The sequence below is a fragment of the Rhodococcus sp. 05-2256-B1 genome (assembly GCF_002258465.1).
GTDB classification, from domain to species: Bacteria; Actinomycetota; Actinomycetes; order Mycobacteriales; family Mycobacteriaceae; genus Rhodococcoides; species Rhodococcoides fascians.
Map to the genome: position 1 here is coordinate 22,288 of NZ_NOZA01000012.1, position 17,823 is coordinate 40,110.

Genomic DNA, 17,823 nt, shown 5'->3' on the forward strand with positions numbered 1-17,823 from the left:
CACCGAGCCAGAAGCATCACCACGCCAGCAGCACGTCCCCTTGCGTGGACCGGTCGGTGCGCGCGAACAGCGACTTCGAAGGAGCACCCTCGACATGGCCCGATACCTTCCGGCGAACGATCCGTACGGACTCAGAAACGCCACCGACATCGTCGAGATCGAGCAGCACGACTTCCACCCCCGCACCGTCGACCTGCCCGACGGGCGCACCCTGCGCCTGTTCACCACCCGAGCACGACTGGACCGCGAACTGTTCGAGCACCTCGACACCGAACTCGGCATCACGCCAGACGCCCTGAGCCCGATCGACATTCGAGAGCTGACCCGGCCGAGCTTCCACGCCTCGCTCACGGGGCCGGACCAGCCGATCGAAGCATGGGAGTACATGCGCACACCCGACGAGCTCGCGCACCATCTGGCCGTGGACACCGGCGTCGAGCTGCCCGATACGGCTCGTCTGCACATGCACGCCGACTCGACTCTCGCCGAGTACGCAGACCTGCATCTCGACCACCTCGGTCTGGTCTTTCAGGTGGAATCACTGCGCCGCGATCTTGCAGTGCTGAGCGAGAGCGCCACCGATGACGCCGCGATTGCGTCCCAGACCCAGACCCCTACGCTGCTGCACCACATGCAGACAGTGGAAGCGCAGCTCGACGTACACCGCGCCGCAACCGTCCTCGGAGAGACGTCGCCGCACGAGCTCATCGGCACGCTCGACGAGGGGGCCACCAGGGCGGCACGTGTTGCCGAACTCCGCTCCTGGCCGGGAGGAGACCACACCCGTACGACCGTCGAGAATCTCGACAAAGCGATCGAGGTGACCCGGGCGGCCGCGCACCACGACGTCGTCGATCACATCGACCGCAGCGCCGACCTCACACGAGATTTCTCCACCGACATGTCCCACGCGCGGATCCGCGAATGGAGCGAACAAGCAACCGGCCTCGGTCGATCGAAGCCCGCCCACCCTGAACACCAGACGACCCGAGCCCAGGCAAGGGGAATCCGCTACGAACCCAAACCCGCCACCGATCATGTGAACCAGCCGATCACCGAGCCCCATGCACGCCGGGTCGACGTGCACCCGCCAGCGCAGCAGCGCCGGCCGTCGATATAACGCCCCGTCTGTAGAAGAGCTCGAGCATTGGACCCATAGTCAGAACGGCCCCGTCCACAATGGACGGGGCCGCACTGATTCGCAGATATGGAAGTGTCCCGGCATCGGCCGTCGCCCGGGCGGGGACACGCGGCCGATGCCGGTTCGGCGGACCTGCTGTCGGTGGCCGCGCGGACCGTATCCGGGCGGGATGTACGGCGTCGCCGCCACGCTCGAGCTGCACAGGTCCGCAGCTCAGGGGGTGGGAGTGAGGTCAGGTGGAAGGAACCCAGGCACCCATGCGGGCGTTGAAGGTCCATTCGATGCCCTCGAAGCTCACGGGGCTGTCGGGGTCGGCGGGGTCGAGCGGTTCGGCGAGGCCGGAGTCGATGGCCATGTCCATGTCGTCGGCGGGGATGCTGCGCACTTCCTCGGCCGCGGTAACGTCGACGACCGGTGCAGCCGGGGCCGGGGCCGGTGCGGGGCGGGCGTCGACGTCGGCGTCGACGAACTCCTCGATGCCGGCGAGCGTGGCCGACGGCAACGGGCGGTGCGCGCACCGATCGTGGGTGCAACTGTCGAAGTCGGAGATGTCGCGGATACGCGCCATGAGCGGGCGAAACCACTGCGTGTGCCAGGCGGTGAGGTCATCCCGGTACTCGTCACCGCGATAGTAGGCATCGGTCCACGCCGCCATCAGGGCGCTCAATTCCTCGACGACGGGATCGTGGCGGTACCAGCACGGCGGGATCTTGGTGCCGAGCTCGTAGCGCTCGCGCAGCCACGTGGTCCAGTCGATCAGCTCCGACCACAGGGCCCGCGCCTGCTCGGCGTCGAGATAGCGCCAGGTGAACCGCGACGGCACCAACTCTTCTTGCTCGGCCCCCGGTGCGGTCACGACAGTGTCGTCCCGTCACTGACCTTGTCGAGCACCACCGCGCCGGACCGGAGCTCGGTACGAGGCGCGGTGCCCGATGCCACGATCTTGTCGAACACCTTTTGCGATTGCAGCACCGCGGCGCGGGATTCCTTCTCGTCCCACACTGTCGGCAGGTGCACGAGGATCGGCGGCGCGGTCCGGTAGATCAGCAGCCCTTGGTCGGGGTCCATCTGACGGATCTGCGCCGGCGACATCACCGGTACCTCTCGCAGCGTCGGGCCGGACTGGGCGTTGCCGGAGGGCTGCCACTCGTATCGGTCGCCGAGCATCTTCGAGATCGCCTGCAGCTCGTCGCCTTTGAGGCCGGGCAGGATCAGGCGGGCGGGGGAGTTGTCGGCGAACATCTTGCCCGCGACCGCACCCCAGCGGAGCTTGTTCTGCTCTTCGTTGTGCGCGTAGGCGTGAATGGTGATGCCTCGGCCGCCCGAGTCCGACATCAGATCCGGCAGTCCGGGGATCGGGGCGACGTTGTTGACTTCGTCGAGCTCGAACCGGATCGGGGGATCGAATCGGCCACCGGGCAGTGTCTGCGAATGCCGGTCGGCGAGGTAGTGCACTTCGCTGGCCAGGGCCGCGATGAACGGTGCCGCAGAGTTATCCTTGCCCTTCGACACCAGATACAGCGTGTCCGCGCCGGATCGAATGAACTCGTCGATGTCGAACGACTCGCGCATCGGCACATCGACCGCCTTGAGCAGGGCGGGGGAGGCGAGCGGGGCGAGGAGTCTGCTGGCCGCTCCGATCATGTCGTCGGAAGAGTCCGATCCGGAGTCGAGGATCTGGCCGAGTTCGGCTTCCCAGCCGGGCATCGTCCGCATCAGGATCTCGCGTGGTTCGCGACCTTTACGGGAGTTCACCCACACGCGCAGCGTGGCCAGATCTGCACCGCTGATCGCGGCCGCGTGCAGGTAGCAGCGCAGCAGCACCACTGCTTTGTCTTCCCAGTAGCCGCCGTTCTTGGTGTCTCCCATCGGCATTGCCGACACCAGGCTCTGTGCGCGGCGGATCGCCACGTCCGGATCCTGGCATCCGGAGAGGATCGACCAGCGGATCGGGTCAGGCCATCCGGTTTTGTTGTCCGGATCGAAGATCGACACCCGCCCGAGTGCGGCGCGGTGCTCGTACGTCGACGAGATCAGGTCCACTTTCGTCGAGGTCACGAGCAGGGTGCCGGGTGCGTCCATGCAGCGCTGATACGCCACGCGCCAGGTCTTACCCGAGCCGGTGACGCCTTCGACGAGCATGCAGTCGTTCTGCTTGATGTAGACGACCTTGTCGGGGTCGACCATGTTGCGGCCCAACGCGATCGCGACCTCGCTCGCGTCCAGCTTCGAGGCCCGCGTGCCCTTCAACGACGAACGCGTGGCGACGGCGGCCTTGCGGACACTCTTGTCGTCGATACCTGCCCGGGCGAGCTCACGTCGGCCGGCGAATCCACGTTGGGACTGACCGCGGTGGTGCTGCCAGTCGTCGATCTCGGAGCTGATCCACAGCGCCACAGCGGTATACAGCGCACCGAGCACCAGAATGCACACCCACGTCACCCACGCCGGGCCAGGCTGCGCGGTCGCCGGCCACGCAGCCGCGGGGTCCGACGGGTTCGTGACCAACCCACGGAAGATCGAGAACAGCTCACCGAGGCTGGTGGGCATCGCTATCACCTTGCCCGAGACCAGCGAGGAGACCATGCCGCCGCCGGCGACAGCGAACACCAGCCCCACGGCCAGAGTTGCACCCACCCACACTTCGGCCGGGATGAACGGTTCGCTGGGCCTGCGCGGAGGGGATTGCATCGCACTCATCGAACTGTCCTGTCGTCGGTGGAAGGGACACGGCAGGAATAGCTTTCGAGCACGTGCAGCTCGGCGGCGAGACCGACAGTGCAGTCCGCGTCGGCGACCGGGTCGAGGGCGGCGAGGTTCGCTCGTAGCTGGGTGATCCGGATGTACCGGGCCACCGCGGCGGCATCGGTATCGGAGATCGGGGCGGGATGGGTGATCTCGAACCGCCCCTGATCGGGCAGGTACGTCACGGTGGCCGGGGTCCGTCGACCGCTGCGCTCGGTGATCGAGCGGGCGAGGGCGTGTGCGAGGCGGTACGCGATGACCGGTGCCCACTGTCCGAGCATCAGTGTCGAGTTCGGCAGCGGATCGGGCCGAGTCGAGAGCACACGCACGTCGACGCCGGTTGTCACAATCACACGGCTATCGGGGCCGAGGTCGTCCCGCCACTGGATCGGCAGGGCGGCCTCGTCGCCGGCAGCAAAAAGGCAGGCCGGTGCCGGTATCCGCGCTGTGCGGACGCCGGCGCTGTAGGCCGGGACGGCGGCGAGGGCGCAGGCGATCTCGCCGGCGGTACCGGACACACAGACGTCGTCGTGCCCGTCGACAGTGATGGTGACAGTGACGGGGACGGCGGGGCGACCGGCGTCGAGGGCGTCGGCCTCGCGGGCGGCGGCGTGGCTGACGGCGAATCGTGCTGCGGCGGAGGGGGATGCGAACCGGCCCCCGGTGCTCGAGCGGGTGTCGTCGTACCCGATCGGGGCCGGCGAGCTCACGTGGACGTCGATGGTGCGGGAACGGCGGGCCGCTGACGGCGATGAGGTGCTCATGCGGGTGTGACTCCTTTGACGGCGGCGTCGGTGTCGGTGAGGGCGATCTCCTGCGGGGAGCGGACGTGTTCCATGAGGATCGGGTCGGCCGAGCCGATCTTGACCAGGCATTCGCCCTGGCCCAGGCCCATGATGATGTCGATGGACCCAGGCGGGAGGTGATACATCTCCGCGGTCTCACGGGCGTCGTCGAAGCGTTCCTGCGCGAACAGGAACACGATTCCCGCCTCCTGCATGAGCGCCCGGGCGGGGGAATCGTGGGACATGTCCGAGGGGTGATGGAAGGCCGAAACGGTCGACAGGCCCAGTCCGCGAGAGAGTTTCATGTTCGACCGGAACACCGTGCCGGTCGATCCTTCGGCGACGTGCCAGCCTTCCTCGACGATGAGAATGGTCTGCTTGGACACCGACGAGCGTGCCGCGAGCAGGTTCGCCAACCAGGTGTTGATCACGGTCATCACCACCCGCAGCGCAGGCCCTTCGGTCGGCAACGCGGAGACGTCGAAGTGCGCGAACGGATGCTCGAGCGCCTCCCGGACCTCCGGGGAAGTTTCTGCGTCGACGAGGCCCTTGAGGTCCCGGTCGACCAGACGCAGCAGGGCCAGACCCGGCTCGTAGCCCCATTCGAGCGAGCGCTCGGACCAGCGGTCACCGAAGTACGAGCCGTCGTCGGTGGACGGCTCGACGAGGCGGCGGGCGAGATCCTCGAGCACCGGTGCGCGACCGGACGCGGCGGCGTCGGCGTTGACCAGCTCCAACGCTCGGCCGACGGCGCTCTTCTCCGGTGTGGTCAGCGGGCGTTCCATCGTGTCGGCCAGGACCGCGAGCACGAGAGCTTCCTGACCGGCCGGGGTTACACCGTCGAGACCGCCGGCGTGTTCACCGCCGGTGGTGATCGCCGGATCGAGCAGGTTCAGCCTGGCACCGCCTCCACCGGTTTTGAACCGGACCGATTCGACCCCGAGGGTGCGGGCGAAGATGGAGTACTCGCCCTCGCTGCCCTGACGTTTCTTGTCGATGACCACCACCTGTCGGCCGAAGATGATCTGCCGCCACAAAAACGCGGTCTTGATCATCGAGGACTTGCCCTTGCCGATGTCCCCGACGACGCAGACGTTGATGTTGGAGATATCGGTGCCGTAGAGCTCGAACGGATCGGTGATCACCAGGTCCTGGGAGATCCGGTTCAGGCCCGTCACCGCTCCCTGGTGGCGGGCACTGCGGCGGCTGATGGCCAGGTTCAGCGCTTCGGACTGCCTGGTCGTACTCCACGCGCCTTCGGAGCGGGGTTCGTACCAGCCGTAGCGGTCGAGGAGCGCGAACCGTCGAGGCGGCTTACGGCGGGCAATCCGCTTGGGGACCGCCTGCGCGGCCTCAAGGACGGCACCGCCGTCTCCGAGTCGTTCGCGATCGCCGCCGAGCAACCGCGGGCGTACCGGTTGCTCGGTCGCGGCCGCTCGGGTGGACGGACGACGGGTGGTGTGTTGCGGCATCGAAATCTCCTGGGCTACTTGGTGTAGCGCGTCACGGCGAGACCGCGAGCGAAGGGAAGGGTGGTGAACAGGGCGACGTCGTGCGTGTCGTCCTGCCAGGTGATGGTTTTGATGGCCGATTCGTCGGCGGCTTCCTCCACGCGCATGCAGGCCCGCTCGAGGTCGTCTTCGTCGCGGCCGGTGACGGCGACCGCGAGGGAGTAGATGGTGCCGTGATGGCCCGAGCCGGGCATCAGATCGGCGCGTCGACGCCCGGACGCGGTGGCCATCACTTCGGCCGAGCCGTCCCCGGTGATGCCTTTGCGTGCGGCGCTTTCCTGCGCCGCCTTGTCCTGGGTGAAGTCTTGGCTGGCCGCTTCCCGGGCGACGGCGTCGGGTACGAAATCGACTCGGACACTGACGGTTCGGATCGTCGGTGAGGGCGGGTTCTCGTCGTCGCCGATGTCGGGGGCGACCCCGGTCAGCAGCGGCGCGAGCCACAACGGGCCCAGCGGAATGGGTTCGATGCTCGCCGGCGGGAGGAACCCGACACGGGTGTGCCAGCGTCCGGATACCACCACCGAGTCCTGGCCGCCGACGTACGAGGGCCAGCAGTTCGACCACCGCGCCCCTTGGTGACGATCGAGGGGGTTCGAAGGGTCGACGAACGCGCGGATCAACGCACAGGTGCGCTGCTCACCGAGGACCTGGACGCGGCCCATGCCGGCGGCGACGAGTTTGCTCACCGCGCGCATCGTCTCGTCGCGGATCACCTGGGCGACACCGCCTTCGAATCGTGCACCTTTCCCGCCCGCCGCGCGCGCGGCTTCGGCCTCGAAGCGGTCGGTCTGGGGGAATTTGAGCACCACGTACGCCCGGTGCTCTTCCGAGTGCGGCCGGATGGTGTCGATGAGGTCGCCGTAGGACTCCACCGGTGCCCGCAGACGCATGTCGCCGAGCTTTTCGACCTCCCGCTCGACCCAGTCCTCGTGCATGGTCAGATCCGCAGGAATAGAGCGGTGGATCAACTGCGTTCCGCGGATGAGCGAAGTCTTGCGGGCCATCGAGGCACTGAACAGACCGAACTTCTCCGATGTCGTCGCCCAGGCCGCGTCGGTGCGCAGCCCCCCGGCCAGGCCCTGCACGGACAGTACGACCGTGTAATAGGCCCGCTCACCGGGGTTGGCGGTGCGGACGATGAACATCTCGTCCAGGCCGGTGCCGGCGACGTCGAGCGGGGCGGTCCGCCCGAGCGGGACCGGGTACTCCCACCCGGGGTCGAGGTCGGCTACCCCGTAGGCAGGGTCGTCGGCGTTGCGGTAGACGTGCTCGCCGCGCCGCATCCGCGCCCAGTTCCGCAACCGGTGCAGCCGCCGCGCCGCCAGGGAGGTGTCGCCGAATTCGTACGTCGAGGCGAACACCCCGACGTAGAACACGGCCACGAGCCCGACGGTCATCGCGCCACCGCCCGCGGCGAAGTAGTACACGACGCCGATGACCAGCGCCGCGGTCCAGGTGATGAGCACCGGTGCCGAGATCCCGGTCATACCCCGGCGCGCGATCTCACCGCCCAGGATCGAGGTTCTCTGCTCGCTGTCGTGCTCGACGGTCTCGGTCGACATCGCTTACCTGCCTTCGGCTTCGGACGGTGCGGACTCGGCACTGGATTTGGCTTTGTTCATCGCCGCCGCTGCGGATTGCGCGGCGATCGGCACCGCCGCGGCCCCGGCCGAGGCGACCGTCGCGGCCGAGCCCATCGCGAGCTTTCCGCCGAGTCGCCCGGCCATGCCCACCGCGCCGCGGGTCGAGGTGCCGCTCTTGTTTCCGATGCCGCCGCTGTGGGCGGCCCCGGTGGTGTGGCCGGGGGCGGAGTTGGTCGACGGTGTCGGATGCCCGGATCGGGTGGCCTTGTCGACGCCGTCGCCGGAGCGGGTCGAGCGCGGTGTGACGGTCGACCCGCCACCTCCGCCTCCGCCGCCACCGCCGCTACGGCTGCGGAACAGCGCCGAGCTGCCCACGCCGCCGATGACACCACCGGCTACGGAGCCACCACCGCCGCCGAAACCTTCGGAGTCGGCCTTGGTCGGCAGGATCGGTGCCCACTTGAGCATCGCCCACGGTGCCAGACCGACCACGACCATCGAGGCACCGACGAGCACGAGAGCGCCGAGCGAGGTCAGATCTCCCGAGCCGCCGCCACCCGAGAGCAGAGCGTTGTTGGCCCCGGCGAGCACGATCGCGATGAGCAGGAACAGCATCGGCTTGCTGAGCACGATGCCGACGAACGTGAACAGTGGCCGCAGAGCTTTGGTCCGCCACGTCGGGTGCACCCACATGCCGTAGCCGATTCCGGCGACGCACGCGGTCAGCGGAAGCCCGATCTGGTGCATGAGCAGCCCCAGGTAGACCGACATCGCGCCGAGCAGCAGGATGCCGAAGAAGACCAGGCCGACGATCGAGCCGCCGACGACGGTGTCCTTGTTCAGCGTGCCCATCGTGGCGTAGATGTTTTCCACCATCTCGGTGATCGTGGATCCGCTGAAACTGGCGATGCCCTCGGTGAGCACTGACGCGAACTCGATCACCAGTTGTGCCAGGGCGAGGGAGAACAGCATCATCACCACCCCGGCGGGCATGTAGCCGAAGACGTTGGCCACCAGCTCCGACGGTGAGCCCTTGTGCCGTGATCGCATGATCGCCAGCAGTACTGCCAGCGACATGACCATGATTCCCAGACCTGTCGATGCGGCGTAGTAGGTCACGAACCATTGCTGGGTGGGATCGAAGTCGCCGGTCGAGGTCAACCCACGCAGCACGGCGTCGGTGAGCGAGAGTGCCCCGCTTTTGGTGGCGTTGACCCAGTCGTCGATGACGGTGGTCGGATCGGTGACGAAGTCGACGACGTCGCTGGCTGCCCCCGAGATCCACGAGAACGCCTGCAGGTAGGCCTTGCCGAGCTTGTACTGCGGGGTGGCGGCGATGACCTTGCCGAGGGTGTCGTCGAGGCGTTCGGTGAACGAGGTGTTCTTGTCGATCCAGTTCGCGGTGCCGGCGAACAATCGCCCGATCGAGAGGTTCCAGTCCTGGCAGCGGCTGGCATCTGCCCGTTCGGCTTTCGAGCAGTCGACGAAGAACGCGTGCATGCAGTACTGGTCGCCCGAACCCTGCGAGCATGGGTCCGACCAGGCGGCACCCGGCACCTTGTCGGCACCGGGCAGCGCTTTGATCGCGGTCAGCGAGTCCGCGTCCGGGCTCTGCGCCCAGGCGAAGCCCCACGTTCCCCATTCCTTGGTGCCCCACCGGGCGAGGTCGGCGGCGCAGGTTCCCGTCGGTGGGTGAAAGCTGGTGTCCCCGGCCGGAAACACCGTCGGCAGAGCGTCGGCCGGTGGTTCGGTCCCGTCGGCGACGGCTTTGCGGGTGATCTCGGCCGTGGCCTGGGCCTGTGGGTCGGAGCCGACCGCGCCCGCACCGCCGAGCATGACGGCTTTGTTCTCGTCCGATGCGGTCCAGTACAGGAGCCGGTTTTCGTTCGTGAGTGCTTGGGAGATATAGGTTCCCAGGTCGCCGCCGTGGTCTGCGCAGTTCCCCGTGAACCAGGGCCCGCTCCGAAATTCCTCGGTACCGCCGATGAATTTCTTGAGATCGTCCGGGAAGTGCGCGGGCAGCCTCGAGGCCGGTTGTTGGGCGGTGACCGCCCCCGGTGCGGGAGCGGGAACGGCGGAAGGCTGGGCGAGCGCAACAGCGGATGATCCGAACAGTGCCACCAGTGCGGCGGTGACCGCGATGAGAACGAGACGGCGAATCATGTTCTCTCCTAGTCGATGTAGAAGGTGTAGTACCCGGCGGTCAGTTGACCGCCGAGCGCGGAATCAGCGGCCGGGTAGGACGCGTCTTCCGGGCGCGGGCCCTGGCGGTAGGACCAGTCCTTGGCCTTCCAATCCCCGTCCTGCCAGACCAACGAGATGTCGGTGGTAGCCCACAGCGTGCTCACAGCGACGGTGCCGGTGTTGTTGATGTCGGACTGGGTGGTGGTCATCGACCACACCGAGATCTGCGCGTCATCGGCGGAGAACGAGGACACGTGCACCGCGGCCGGCAGGGTGTTCATCACGTCGCTGCTCTCGTCGCGGTTGCTGCCGAGTTCGATCTCGCGGGCCAGTTCGGCACCGGGGTCGGCGGCGATCATCGTCGAGCGGACATCGTTCATGTCGATGCGGCCCTGGCTGGCCTGATCGAAGGCTTGGAGCACGTTCACCGCGGCCGTCGATGCGCCTTGGGTGTCGCGGGTGTAGCCGCTGGGGACGCCGTTGTTCACCGTCGTGGGCCCGTGTACTGCGCGGATGGCATCGGAGCCACCGCCGCCGGAGTTGTCCGAGCTTCCCGACAGACCGACCACGATCACCGAGACGACGGCGAGGATCGCGAGGGCGACGGCCCCCAGAATGATCCAGCGTTTGGACCCGGACTTGCTGTCGGACTGTCGGTCACCGCCGACGTTCTCGGTGTTGGGCGAGCTGGGTGGTTCGGAGCCGACGTTGCGGTAGTCGATAGCCATGATGGGGAACTCGTTTCTGCGGACGGTGCCGCGTCGGGGAGGAGGAAGAGCGGTGGTCAGAGCCGCGATCGGCTATGCGCCGGACCGGAGCCGGGATCGGCTATGCGCCGGGTTGGACGAGGAGCAGGACTGCGCCGACGATCGGCGAGACAGCGGCCACTCCGCCCAAGATGATGAGCGAGAGTTTGAGATCCTCGCCCGACTCGCTCAGATCGCTGGACATGCCGCGCTTGCGGGCCTTCCGGGAGCTGAGGAACGAGGTGAGCACCCACAGTCCCGCGATGGCGATGCTGGCTCCCCAGATCGCCGCGAGGATGCGCTTCCATGTCTGGTTCAGGGCGGGTCCGAACAAGCTGATGTCCGGGTTGACCCCGTCGTACGGGTTGACCGTCTGGGCTGCGGCGACTCCGCCGGCCAGGACGGTCAGCGCGGCGGTGAGAGCGAGGACGCCGAGTACGCGGCGTGCCCGGTGCGAGGTGTGGGCGGTGGGGGTGGTGACGGATTCTGTGTCCATCGGGGGTTCCTTTCCGAAACATGGTGTTCTGCAGTGAAAGCACGTGAACGAGGTAGTAGCTATTTGTCTTGAATGCGGCTCACCTCCCAGCCGTCGGGGCCGCGCCGCAGGATCATCGCGACGACCCTCTCGCTCACCGGTGCACCGTCGATGCGTTGGGTGAGGTGGTAGGACCGGTAGGCGGTCGAATCGGTCTGCGGGGGAACGGGTTCGTCGTCGGCGACGAGGTCGGGGGTCAGGACTGCGCCGCGCGCGGCCCAGTCCAGCCATTGCGCGCCGGGACTCGATTGCGCTGTGGTGGAGGTGATCTCGCGCGCGTAGTCGGAGGTGAGCAGCGGTGCGGTGCGGGCGGCGGCATCGTTGGGTCCGGCGTCGACGGCGGTGTTCCAGGTGAACCAGACCGTCAAGGCCGCGGTGGCCACCGAGTCCGGGTCCTGCCGGTCCACGCCGGCCGCGATGTCGGGCAGCGCGGTCGCGGCCGGCGGCGGGGTACGGGTGGGATCGCTCCCGCTCGGCGGGGGCGTACCCGGTGTCCACTGCTGCGCCGGGATCGACGGGACGTCACTGCCGTTGTCGGTGCTTTCATCACCGCAGGCAGTGAGAATTGTTGCAGCGGTCAGGATTACGGCCACGGCGGTACGTCTGTTTGTTTTCATCCGAATCTCCGTGCTGTCAGGCCGCTCGCGGGCGGGGTCCAGTCCGATACCTTCACGACGTCGCCGGACTGCGGTGCCTCGACGACCTTGTTTCCGCCGAGCCAGATGAAGATGTGGCCCGAGTGGGGTTGGATGATGTCGCCGGGAGCGAGCTCGCCGGGGGTGGCGATGACGCGGCCGCGGCTGTCGGCGATCTGCGCCGAGTCCTGGTGGGGGAGCACGATCGCGCCGCCGGAGGCTTGTGCGACGGCGTAGAGGACCAGTCCGGAGCAGTCGAAGCCGACCTTGTCGAAGTCGCCGATCATGTCCGCGCGGCCGCCGCCGTCGCTGACCCCGCGGGTGGGGCCGTTGCGGTCGCCTCCACCCCAGGCGTAGGTGGTGCCGAGCCAGCGCATCGCGGCCGCGACGACGTTCTGACCGAACGGGCCACCGGGGACGATGCCCGGTGTGGCCTGCGGGACGGCGACGGAGAACGCTTCTGCAGCGCGTCGGGGAATCTTCGCGACGTAGTCGAGGGTTTCGGCGTTCTGGCACACCCGGCCCTGCGAGAGGGTCGCACCGGGCCCGCAGTTGTACATCGACAGGTACAGCTCGGTCAGGTCGCCGCTGAGCTTGCCGGCGGCGAGCGAATCCTTGGCGATGCCGGCCAGCTCGCAGTCGTAGGCGGCTTGGCTCATCACCGCGTCGGCGATGCTGCGGGTGTCCTTGCGGCCGTCTCCGTCGCCGTCGACGCCTTTCGCGGCCCAGGTGGCGGGCATGAACTGCGCCGGTCCGTCCGCGCCGGAACCGTTGTTGTGGGCGTTGACGTTGAAGCCGCCCTCTTGTTCGAGCTGCGCCGCGACGACCGGAGCGGTGACCTCGGGGCACACGGTTCCGGCCTTGACGATCCACGGCTCGAAATCGGCGGGCACCGAGCCCGGTCGCAGTCCGGTCGATCCGGCCGGGACACCGCATCCGGGTTTGATCGCGGCGGCGAGCTTGACCGACCGGCTCGATACGCCCTGCGCCGCGGCACCGGTGGTCGGCGTCGCGGCGGAGATGCCGGCCGGTCCGGCCGCGAGGACGTCCGCGCTGGCGGTCGGGGCGGTGGCACCGGCGGCGGCGAGCCAGGCAACGGGATCGACCGGGCTCGATCCGGATGCGAGGCGCGTGCCGGGCCAGACCTCGAAATGCAGATGCGGCCCGGTGGACTGTCCGGCATTGCCGACGCCGCCGATCGGGTCACCGGCCTTGACGGTCTGGCCCGCGGTCACCCCGACGCCGTCGTCGTTCATGTGGCCGTAGACCGTCGAGAGCGACTGGCCGTCGACGGTGGTGTCGATGATGATCCAGTTGCCGAACCCGCTGGCGTGTTCGGCCTTGACGACCGTGCCGTCGGTGGCCGCGTAGATCGGGGTCCCGATCGGGGCGGAGTAGTCCTGGCCCTGGTGTCCTTCGGCCTCGCCGGTGACCGGGTTCGTGCGGGCACCGAAACCGCTCGTGGCCTGATAGGTGCCTTCACGCAGCGGCATCACCACTGTTCCCGAGTGCGGAGCCACCACGGCCGCGCCGGCAGGCAGGCACGTGCCTTCGTCCACCGGGGGCGTGCGATCGCCCGACAGGACACCGAACATGCCGATCGCGGCGACCGCGGCGATCAGCAACAGGCTCAGTGCGCCGGCACTGCCCTTGCTGCCCTGCTGTGATGCTGCCATCGGTGCATGTCCTCACGAATCGAAAAGATGATCAGTGCCCGCCCGGACACCTGTGGTGGTACGCGTAGTTCGGTTGTGGTGCTGTAGTTTTCGGCTGCTCTGCGTCATGCCCGCCCGGCTGCAGAGCCTGCTCGGTGGCCGCCGGTCAGCCCCCGATCTTCTGGGTGAAGAAGTCGATGAGCCATTGCAGGGCGCTGCGGCCGGTGGAGTCGACCTTGAAGTCGCCGTAGGACTGATGCGCACCGGAGGCGAAGAACGTCGCGGCGTCGATACCGGCACCGACCAGCTCGGCGGCATCGCCGGCACCTGGTGAGGAGGCCAGTGAGACGAGACTGCCTGCCAGACCAGCGAAATCGCCGGTGGAGGCTTGCTGGCCGATCGCTGCGGACTGTCCGGTGACCTGGGTCTGTGATCCGAGTTGGTCGGGGCTGGTCTTGGCGGCCGAGCCGGTCAGGACTCCGACCGCGACCGAGGCGAGGTCGAGCCCGATGGGCAGCAGCTCGGCGGTGGCCGCGAGGTTGCCGGTTTCGAGGATCTTCCACGCGACTTCCTGAATCGCGCCGACATCGTTGGCCAGGCGGATCACGTCGACGTTGCCGAGCAAGCTCAACACCAGGGAGGCGATCTGCGCCGAACCGCTGGGGTCGGGGATCATCGCCACCAACGCTGCGAGTGTGTGCAGGTCCACTCCCGCGGCCATTTTCACGATCGGTGCGAACTGGTTGTTCAGGTCCCCGGCGATCTTGTGCGATCCCGCGACATCGAGAGCAGCGACCTTCTGCGGCAACGCGATCAGGTTGTCGACGATGCCTTGGTAGTCCAGGCTCGTGAAACCGGTCGCTACGTTGACGACCTGGTTGACCACCGTCTTCGGCTTGAGCAGCGAGAGCACCTGCGTTGCCGAGGTCAGCGCATCCGGGGACACGGACTGCAGCGGTGCGACCTGCCCGGTGAGCGTTGCGGCCGTATCGGTCAGGCCTGCGGTGGTTCCGGTGCCGCCCAGTACCGACGAGGCGGTGTCGGCGATCGAGGTCGCGGTGCTCAGGACTGCGGGAATGTCGATCTGGTCCAGTGCGTCGAGCACCGTCGAGGTCTTCGCCTCCGGTGATCCTTCCGGTGCGGTGTCGAGGGTGGAGCGGATGCCGGGATTCGCGGCAATCACCGACTGCACGTCGGCGACCGGTTCGAGGGTGTTGAGCAGCGATGTCGCCGAGGCCCCGACGCTGGCGACCTGCGACTGAGTGCGGTTGGTTCCCACCGAGTCGGGCAGGGTGGCCACCCGCTCCCCGAGAGTCGATGCGGTGTTCGCGGCACCGGCCAGATCGACGCGGGAGAAGTCCGAGACCAGCGACGACGAGAAATCGCTGACCCCTCCGGCCTGTGTCGGCGTTGCGCCGGGCTGAGATCCGGCACCGGTGACACCGCCCTGCGCGGTCGTCGACGGCACCGCGGTATTCGACGATGCTGCGGTACCCGACGCTGCCGGGGTTGCCCCGGTTCCGGCCTGTCCGCCGGTGGTGGCCGGGTCGACGGGCTTGTTCGCCAGCACCTTGCCCAGGCCTGCGAGCAGACCGTCCTTGCCGGCGTTCGTCGAGCAGTACAGGTCCGTGGGATTGCAGAGCTGCTTGACCACCGGTGCCAGCGAGCCGAAGCCTTCGGGCCGGACCCCGCCGATGCCCTGGCCGTCGACCTTCGGCCCGACGACGGTGCCGCCGGCGGTGCCCTGGTGCGGATCGGCGACCAGACCGACGCCGAGAATCCGGGCCGCGGGAACGACACCGCGTCCGTTGCCGATCTCGGCGGCGACGTCGCCGGCGGCGTCCGCGCCTTGGGAGTAGCCCGAGAGCAGGAACTTCGACGTCGCGCACGCCGAGGTGAGGATGTTGTTGATGGCGCTCTTGCCGGTTTCCTTGCTGTCGGCGTAGGTGCGGCCCTTGTCGAACGCCGACGCCGCGTACGCGGGGTAGTAGACCTCGATGTCGTTGCCGTACTTCTGCTTCAGCGCGTTGCCGACGGTGGCGAGCATCCCGACCGGGGTGGTGGGATTCGCGGCGGCGTTGGTCTCCCACGTTCCCGGGGCCATGATCGCGACGTACTTCGCGCACGAGGTCGCCGCCGGCGCTGCCGGTGCGGCGTGTGCGGGGACGGTGCCCGCGGCCAGGACCACCGCGGAGACGACGACGGTCAGCGCCGACAGTGTCCGGCGTTGTCGTCGCCGCGGGGTGGTGAGCGTTCTCTGGCCGGTCATGGTGTTTCTCCTCGTGTGCGTCGAGCGGGGTGGGGACGGGTCAGGCTCCGCGACGGTCGCGGCTGCGCCGCTCCCACTGCGAGAGCTGTGGGGGTGGTGCGCTGTCGGGCTGGCGGTTCACCGGCTGCGGGGAGTACGGATCGGTGAATTGGTAGGCGACGCCGGCTCGTGCCGCCGCGATGTTGTCGGCGACCAGGGCGGTGACGTTGGTGTAGGCCTCGATCGTGTCCGGGGGGAGGTCCTTGTAGACGATCCGATCGCCGCGGGCGAGAGCTGATTCGTACGGGGCCTGAATGAAATTGCTTTCTTGGACACCGAGATTGCGCAGGTCCTCGAAGACCGCCGACGCCAACTGCGGGTTGGAATCGGGTGTTGCACAGGTCACGACGATCGTCGACGCCAGCAGGTGTCCGTAGCCGCGGGCGATGATGCCCTCGAGCATCTGATAGACCTGCCGGGCGATGTCGAGGCGTAGCGGGAGCGGGACGACCAGGGCATCGGAATGCTGCACGGCCCACTGCCAGCTCTCGGCCAAGGGATTGGCGGCGGTGTCGATGACGATCAGGTCCCGGTGTCGGCGCAGCACTGCCATCACCGCTGCGCATTCGTCCCACCCCAGGTTGCGCTCACGGTCGGCCGAATTGTCCGCCGCGAGAATGTCTTCCATCGTCGGTTGACGCCGTAGGAACGCGTTGAGCGATCCCGAGACCGCCGACGAGGACGCCAGCTCGTGTGCGTGGTCGAGCAGGTCCCATACCGTGAGCTCCGGATCGGTGGTGCGGGCGGCGCGATCGCCGAGACTGCCGAGTGATTCGCTGGCGTCGAAGACCGTTACCCCGTGGCCACGGTGCTTGCCAAAGGTGGATCCGAGCATGACCGATGTCGGAGTTTTGCCGGCTCCGCCCTTGGGGTTGATGACCGAGACCACCGAGCATCCGGGGAGTGGCTGTTGCACAACGCGAATCGACTGACGCAGTCTGACTTCGGCAGAGGTGGGTTTGGGCTTGAGGTGAGTTCCCAGGGCGGCGTTGATCCGGCCCCGCAGGCCTGCTTCGGCGGGCTCGGCGGTCGGGTCTTCTTCCTGGCGGTCGAACAGTCGTGCTCGGTAGAACGCTGCGGGGTCGACGTCGGGTGTCTCGACTGCGGCCAGTGCGTCCTGCCCGACCCCGTACGGGTCCGGTGCCGTGTCGTCGGCCGACTCTTCTGCAGGCTGTTCGTCCGGTTCGGATTCGGGTCGGCGCAGGCGCTGAGCGCGGAGGTTGACGGTGTCCTCGGCTTCGTACCCCGCGACGGGGTTGTCGACGTCTGGGCGCGGGTGCTGTTCGGCCATCAGCCGACCTCCGCTTGATCGTCGACGAGCAGATCGGAGAGCCGGATGGCCTGCCACGGACGGTGCCCAAGAACCTCGCACCACACGGTGGCCGGGTTCTCGTCGTCGATCTCGAGGCGTTCGAGGTGCACTCCGTATCGCGCGGCGAGAGCGGCGAGCCGCGTTCCGTCGAGGTGCGGGTTGGAGATGTGCAGTATCAGCCGGATCGCGGGGGCGTCGAGCTCTTCGCGTAGCTTGCCGGCGAGAAAGGCTGCCTTGCCGGCCGCCGAGTCGTCGGCCGAGGTCTGATCGCCCTGCCGGAACACCGCGTCCTTGCTGTGAAATGTTCCGTACCAGGCTGTTTCGTCACCGTCTCCGACCACGGCGAAGCTGCCGCGCGCATCGCCTGCGGCGTAGAGCTCGACCAGCGGTGCGGCGGTGGCCGCGGAGGCGACCGCGTCGGTGACCTGCTCGGCTTCGCTGGCGCGCAATCCGTCGTAGTCCAGGTCGAGCTGCTTGTAGAGCTCTCGTTTGATCTTCTGCCACATCGACCAGTCGGCCAGCCCGGACTGTTCGGCCCATGCGCGGATCTCGCTCGCGGTCGACGCCTCGAGGGTCTCGCGTGCCTGTCGTACTGCGGTGGCGGCCTCGGCCCATTCGCTCGCTGCATCGCTCATGTCCTGGTGTTCCTTTCGTCGTGGCTGTTCGCCGCGGTGTTGCGGCGA

The 17,823-nt window shown here is 68.0% G+C and carries 14 protein-coding genes; 1 reads left to right on the forward strand and 13 read right to left on the reverse strand.

The features are described 5' to 3' along the window. Positions 1 to 94 precede the first annotated feature (94 nt). On the forward strand, positions 95 to 1,120 hold the full coding sequence (locus CH285_RS04790) for a hypothetical protein (protein WP_094644672.1): 1,026 nt from the start codon (positions 95 to 97) through the stop codon (positions 1,118 to 1,120). Between the two features lie 253 nt (positions 1,121 to 1,373). Here the strand turns inward: CH285_RS04790 and CH285_RS04795 are convergent, their stop codons facing one another. The 13 genes from CH285_RS04795 to CH285_RS04855 all read right to left on the reverse strand — a co-directional run bounded on the left by CH285_RS04795 (position 1,374) and on the right by CH285_RS04855 (position 17,775). Then, a complete protein-coding gene (locus tag CH285_RS04795) occupies positions 1,374 to 1,997 on the reverse strand; it encodes a DUF4913 domain-containing protein (RefSeq protein ID WP_094644671.1) in 624 nt (207 codons plus the stop codon). Then, positions 1,994 to 3,841 carry a type IV secretory system conjugative DNA transfer family protein gene (locus tag CH285_RS04800; protein ID WP_094644670.1) on the reverse strand — a complete coding sequence of 616 codons (1,848 nt, stop codon included), beginning with the start codon at positions 3,839 to 3,841 and terminating at the stop codon, positions 1,994 to 1,996. Before CH285_RS04800 ends, CH285_RS04795 begins: the two co-directional genes overlap by 4 nt. Then, complete coding sequence (locus CH285_RS04805) at positions 3,838 to 4,650, reverse strand: hypothetical protein (protein WP_094644669.1); 813 nt, start codon at positions 4,648 to 4,650, stop codon at positions 3,838 to 3,840. Before CH285_RS04805 ends, CH285_RS04800 begins: the two co-directional genes overlap by 4 nt. Then, positions 4,647 to 6,143: an ATP/GTP-binding protein gene (locus CH285_RS04810; RefSeq protein ID WP_094644668.1), complete on the reverse strand. Its 1,497-nt coding sequence runs from the start codon at positions 6,141 to 6,143 to the stop codon at positions 4,647 to 4,649. Before CH285_RS04810 ends, CH285_RS04805 begins: the two co-directional genes overlap by 4 nt. 14 nt (positions 6,144 to 6,157) lie before the next feature. Next, positions 6,158 to 7,744, reverse strand: coding sequence for an SCO6880 family protein (locus CH285_RS04815; RefSeq protein ID WP_094644667.1), 1,587 nt, complete (start codon positions 7,742 to 7,744; stop codon positions 6,158 to 6,160). 3 nt (positions 7,745 to 7,747) lie between these two features. Then, entirely contained in the window at positions 7,748 to 9,928 is a 2,181-nt protein-coding gene (locus tag CH285_RS04820) for a hypothetical protein (RefSeq protein ID WP_094644666.1), read from the reverse strand. A gap of 8 nt (positions 9,929 to 9,936) precedes the next feature. Then, positions 9,937 to 10,677: a hypothetical protein gene (locus tag CH285_RS04825; protein WP_094644665.1), complete on the reverse strand. Its 741-nt coding sequence runs from the start codon at positions 10,675 to 10,677 to the stop codon at positions 9,937 to 9,939. Between the two features lie 100 nt (positions 10,678 to 10,777). Beyond that, positions 10,778 to 11,191 carry a hypothetical protein gene (locus CH285_RS04830; protein WP_094644664.1) on the reverse strand — a complete coding sequence of 138 codons (414 nt, stop codon included), beginning with the start codon at positions 11,189 to 11,191 and terminating at the stop codon, positions 10,778 to 10,780. Positions 11,192 to 11,250: 59 nt separating this feature from the next. Beyond that, positions 11,251 to 11,847 (reverse strand): hypothetical protein, encoded by a 597-nt coding sequence (locus CH285_RS04835; RefSeq protein ID WP_094644663.1) that lies wholly within the window; start codon positions 11,845 to 11,847, stop codon positions 11,251 to 11,253. Beyond that, entirely contained in the window at positions 11,844 to 13,541 is a 1,698-nt protein-coding gene (locus CH285_RS28570; protein WP_094644662.1) for a peptidoglycan DD-metalloendopeptidase family protein, read from the reverse strand. Before CH285_RS28570 ends, CH285_RS04835 begins: the two co-directional genes overlap by 4 nt. 145 nt (positions 13,542 to 13,686) lie before the next feature. Beyond that, positions 13,687 to 15,789: a cutinase family protein gene (locus tag CH285_RS04845; protein WP_094644661.1), complete on the reverse strand. Its 2,103-nt coding sequence runs from the start codon at positions 15,787 to 15,789 to the stop codon at positions 13,687 to 13,689. 40 nt (positions 15,790 to 15,829) lie between these two features. Beyond that, a complete protein-coding gene (locus CH285_RS04850) occupies positions 15,830 to 17,119 on the reverse strand; it encodes a MinD/ParA family ATP-binding protein (RefSeq protein WP_094644660.1) in 1,290 nt (429 codons plus the stop codon). Next, positions 17,119 to 17,775, reverse strand: a complete 657-nt coding sequence (locus tag CH285_RS04855) for a hypothetical protein (protein ID WP_094644692.1) — start codon at positions 17,773 to 17,775, stop codon at positions 17,119 to 17,121. The genes CH285_RS04850 and CH285_RS04855 overlap by 1 nt, the downstream gene beginning before the upstream one ends. Between the last annotated feature and the right edge of the window lie 48 nt (positions 17,776 to 17,823).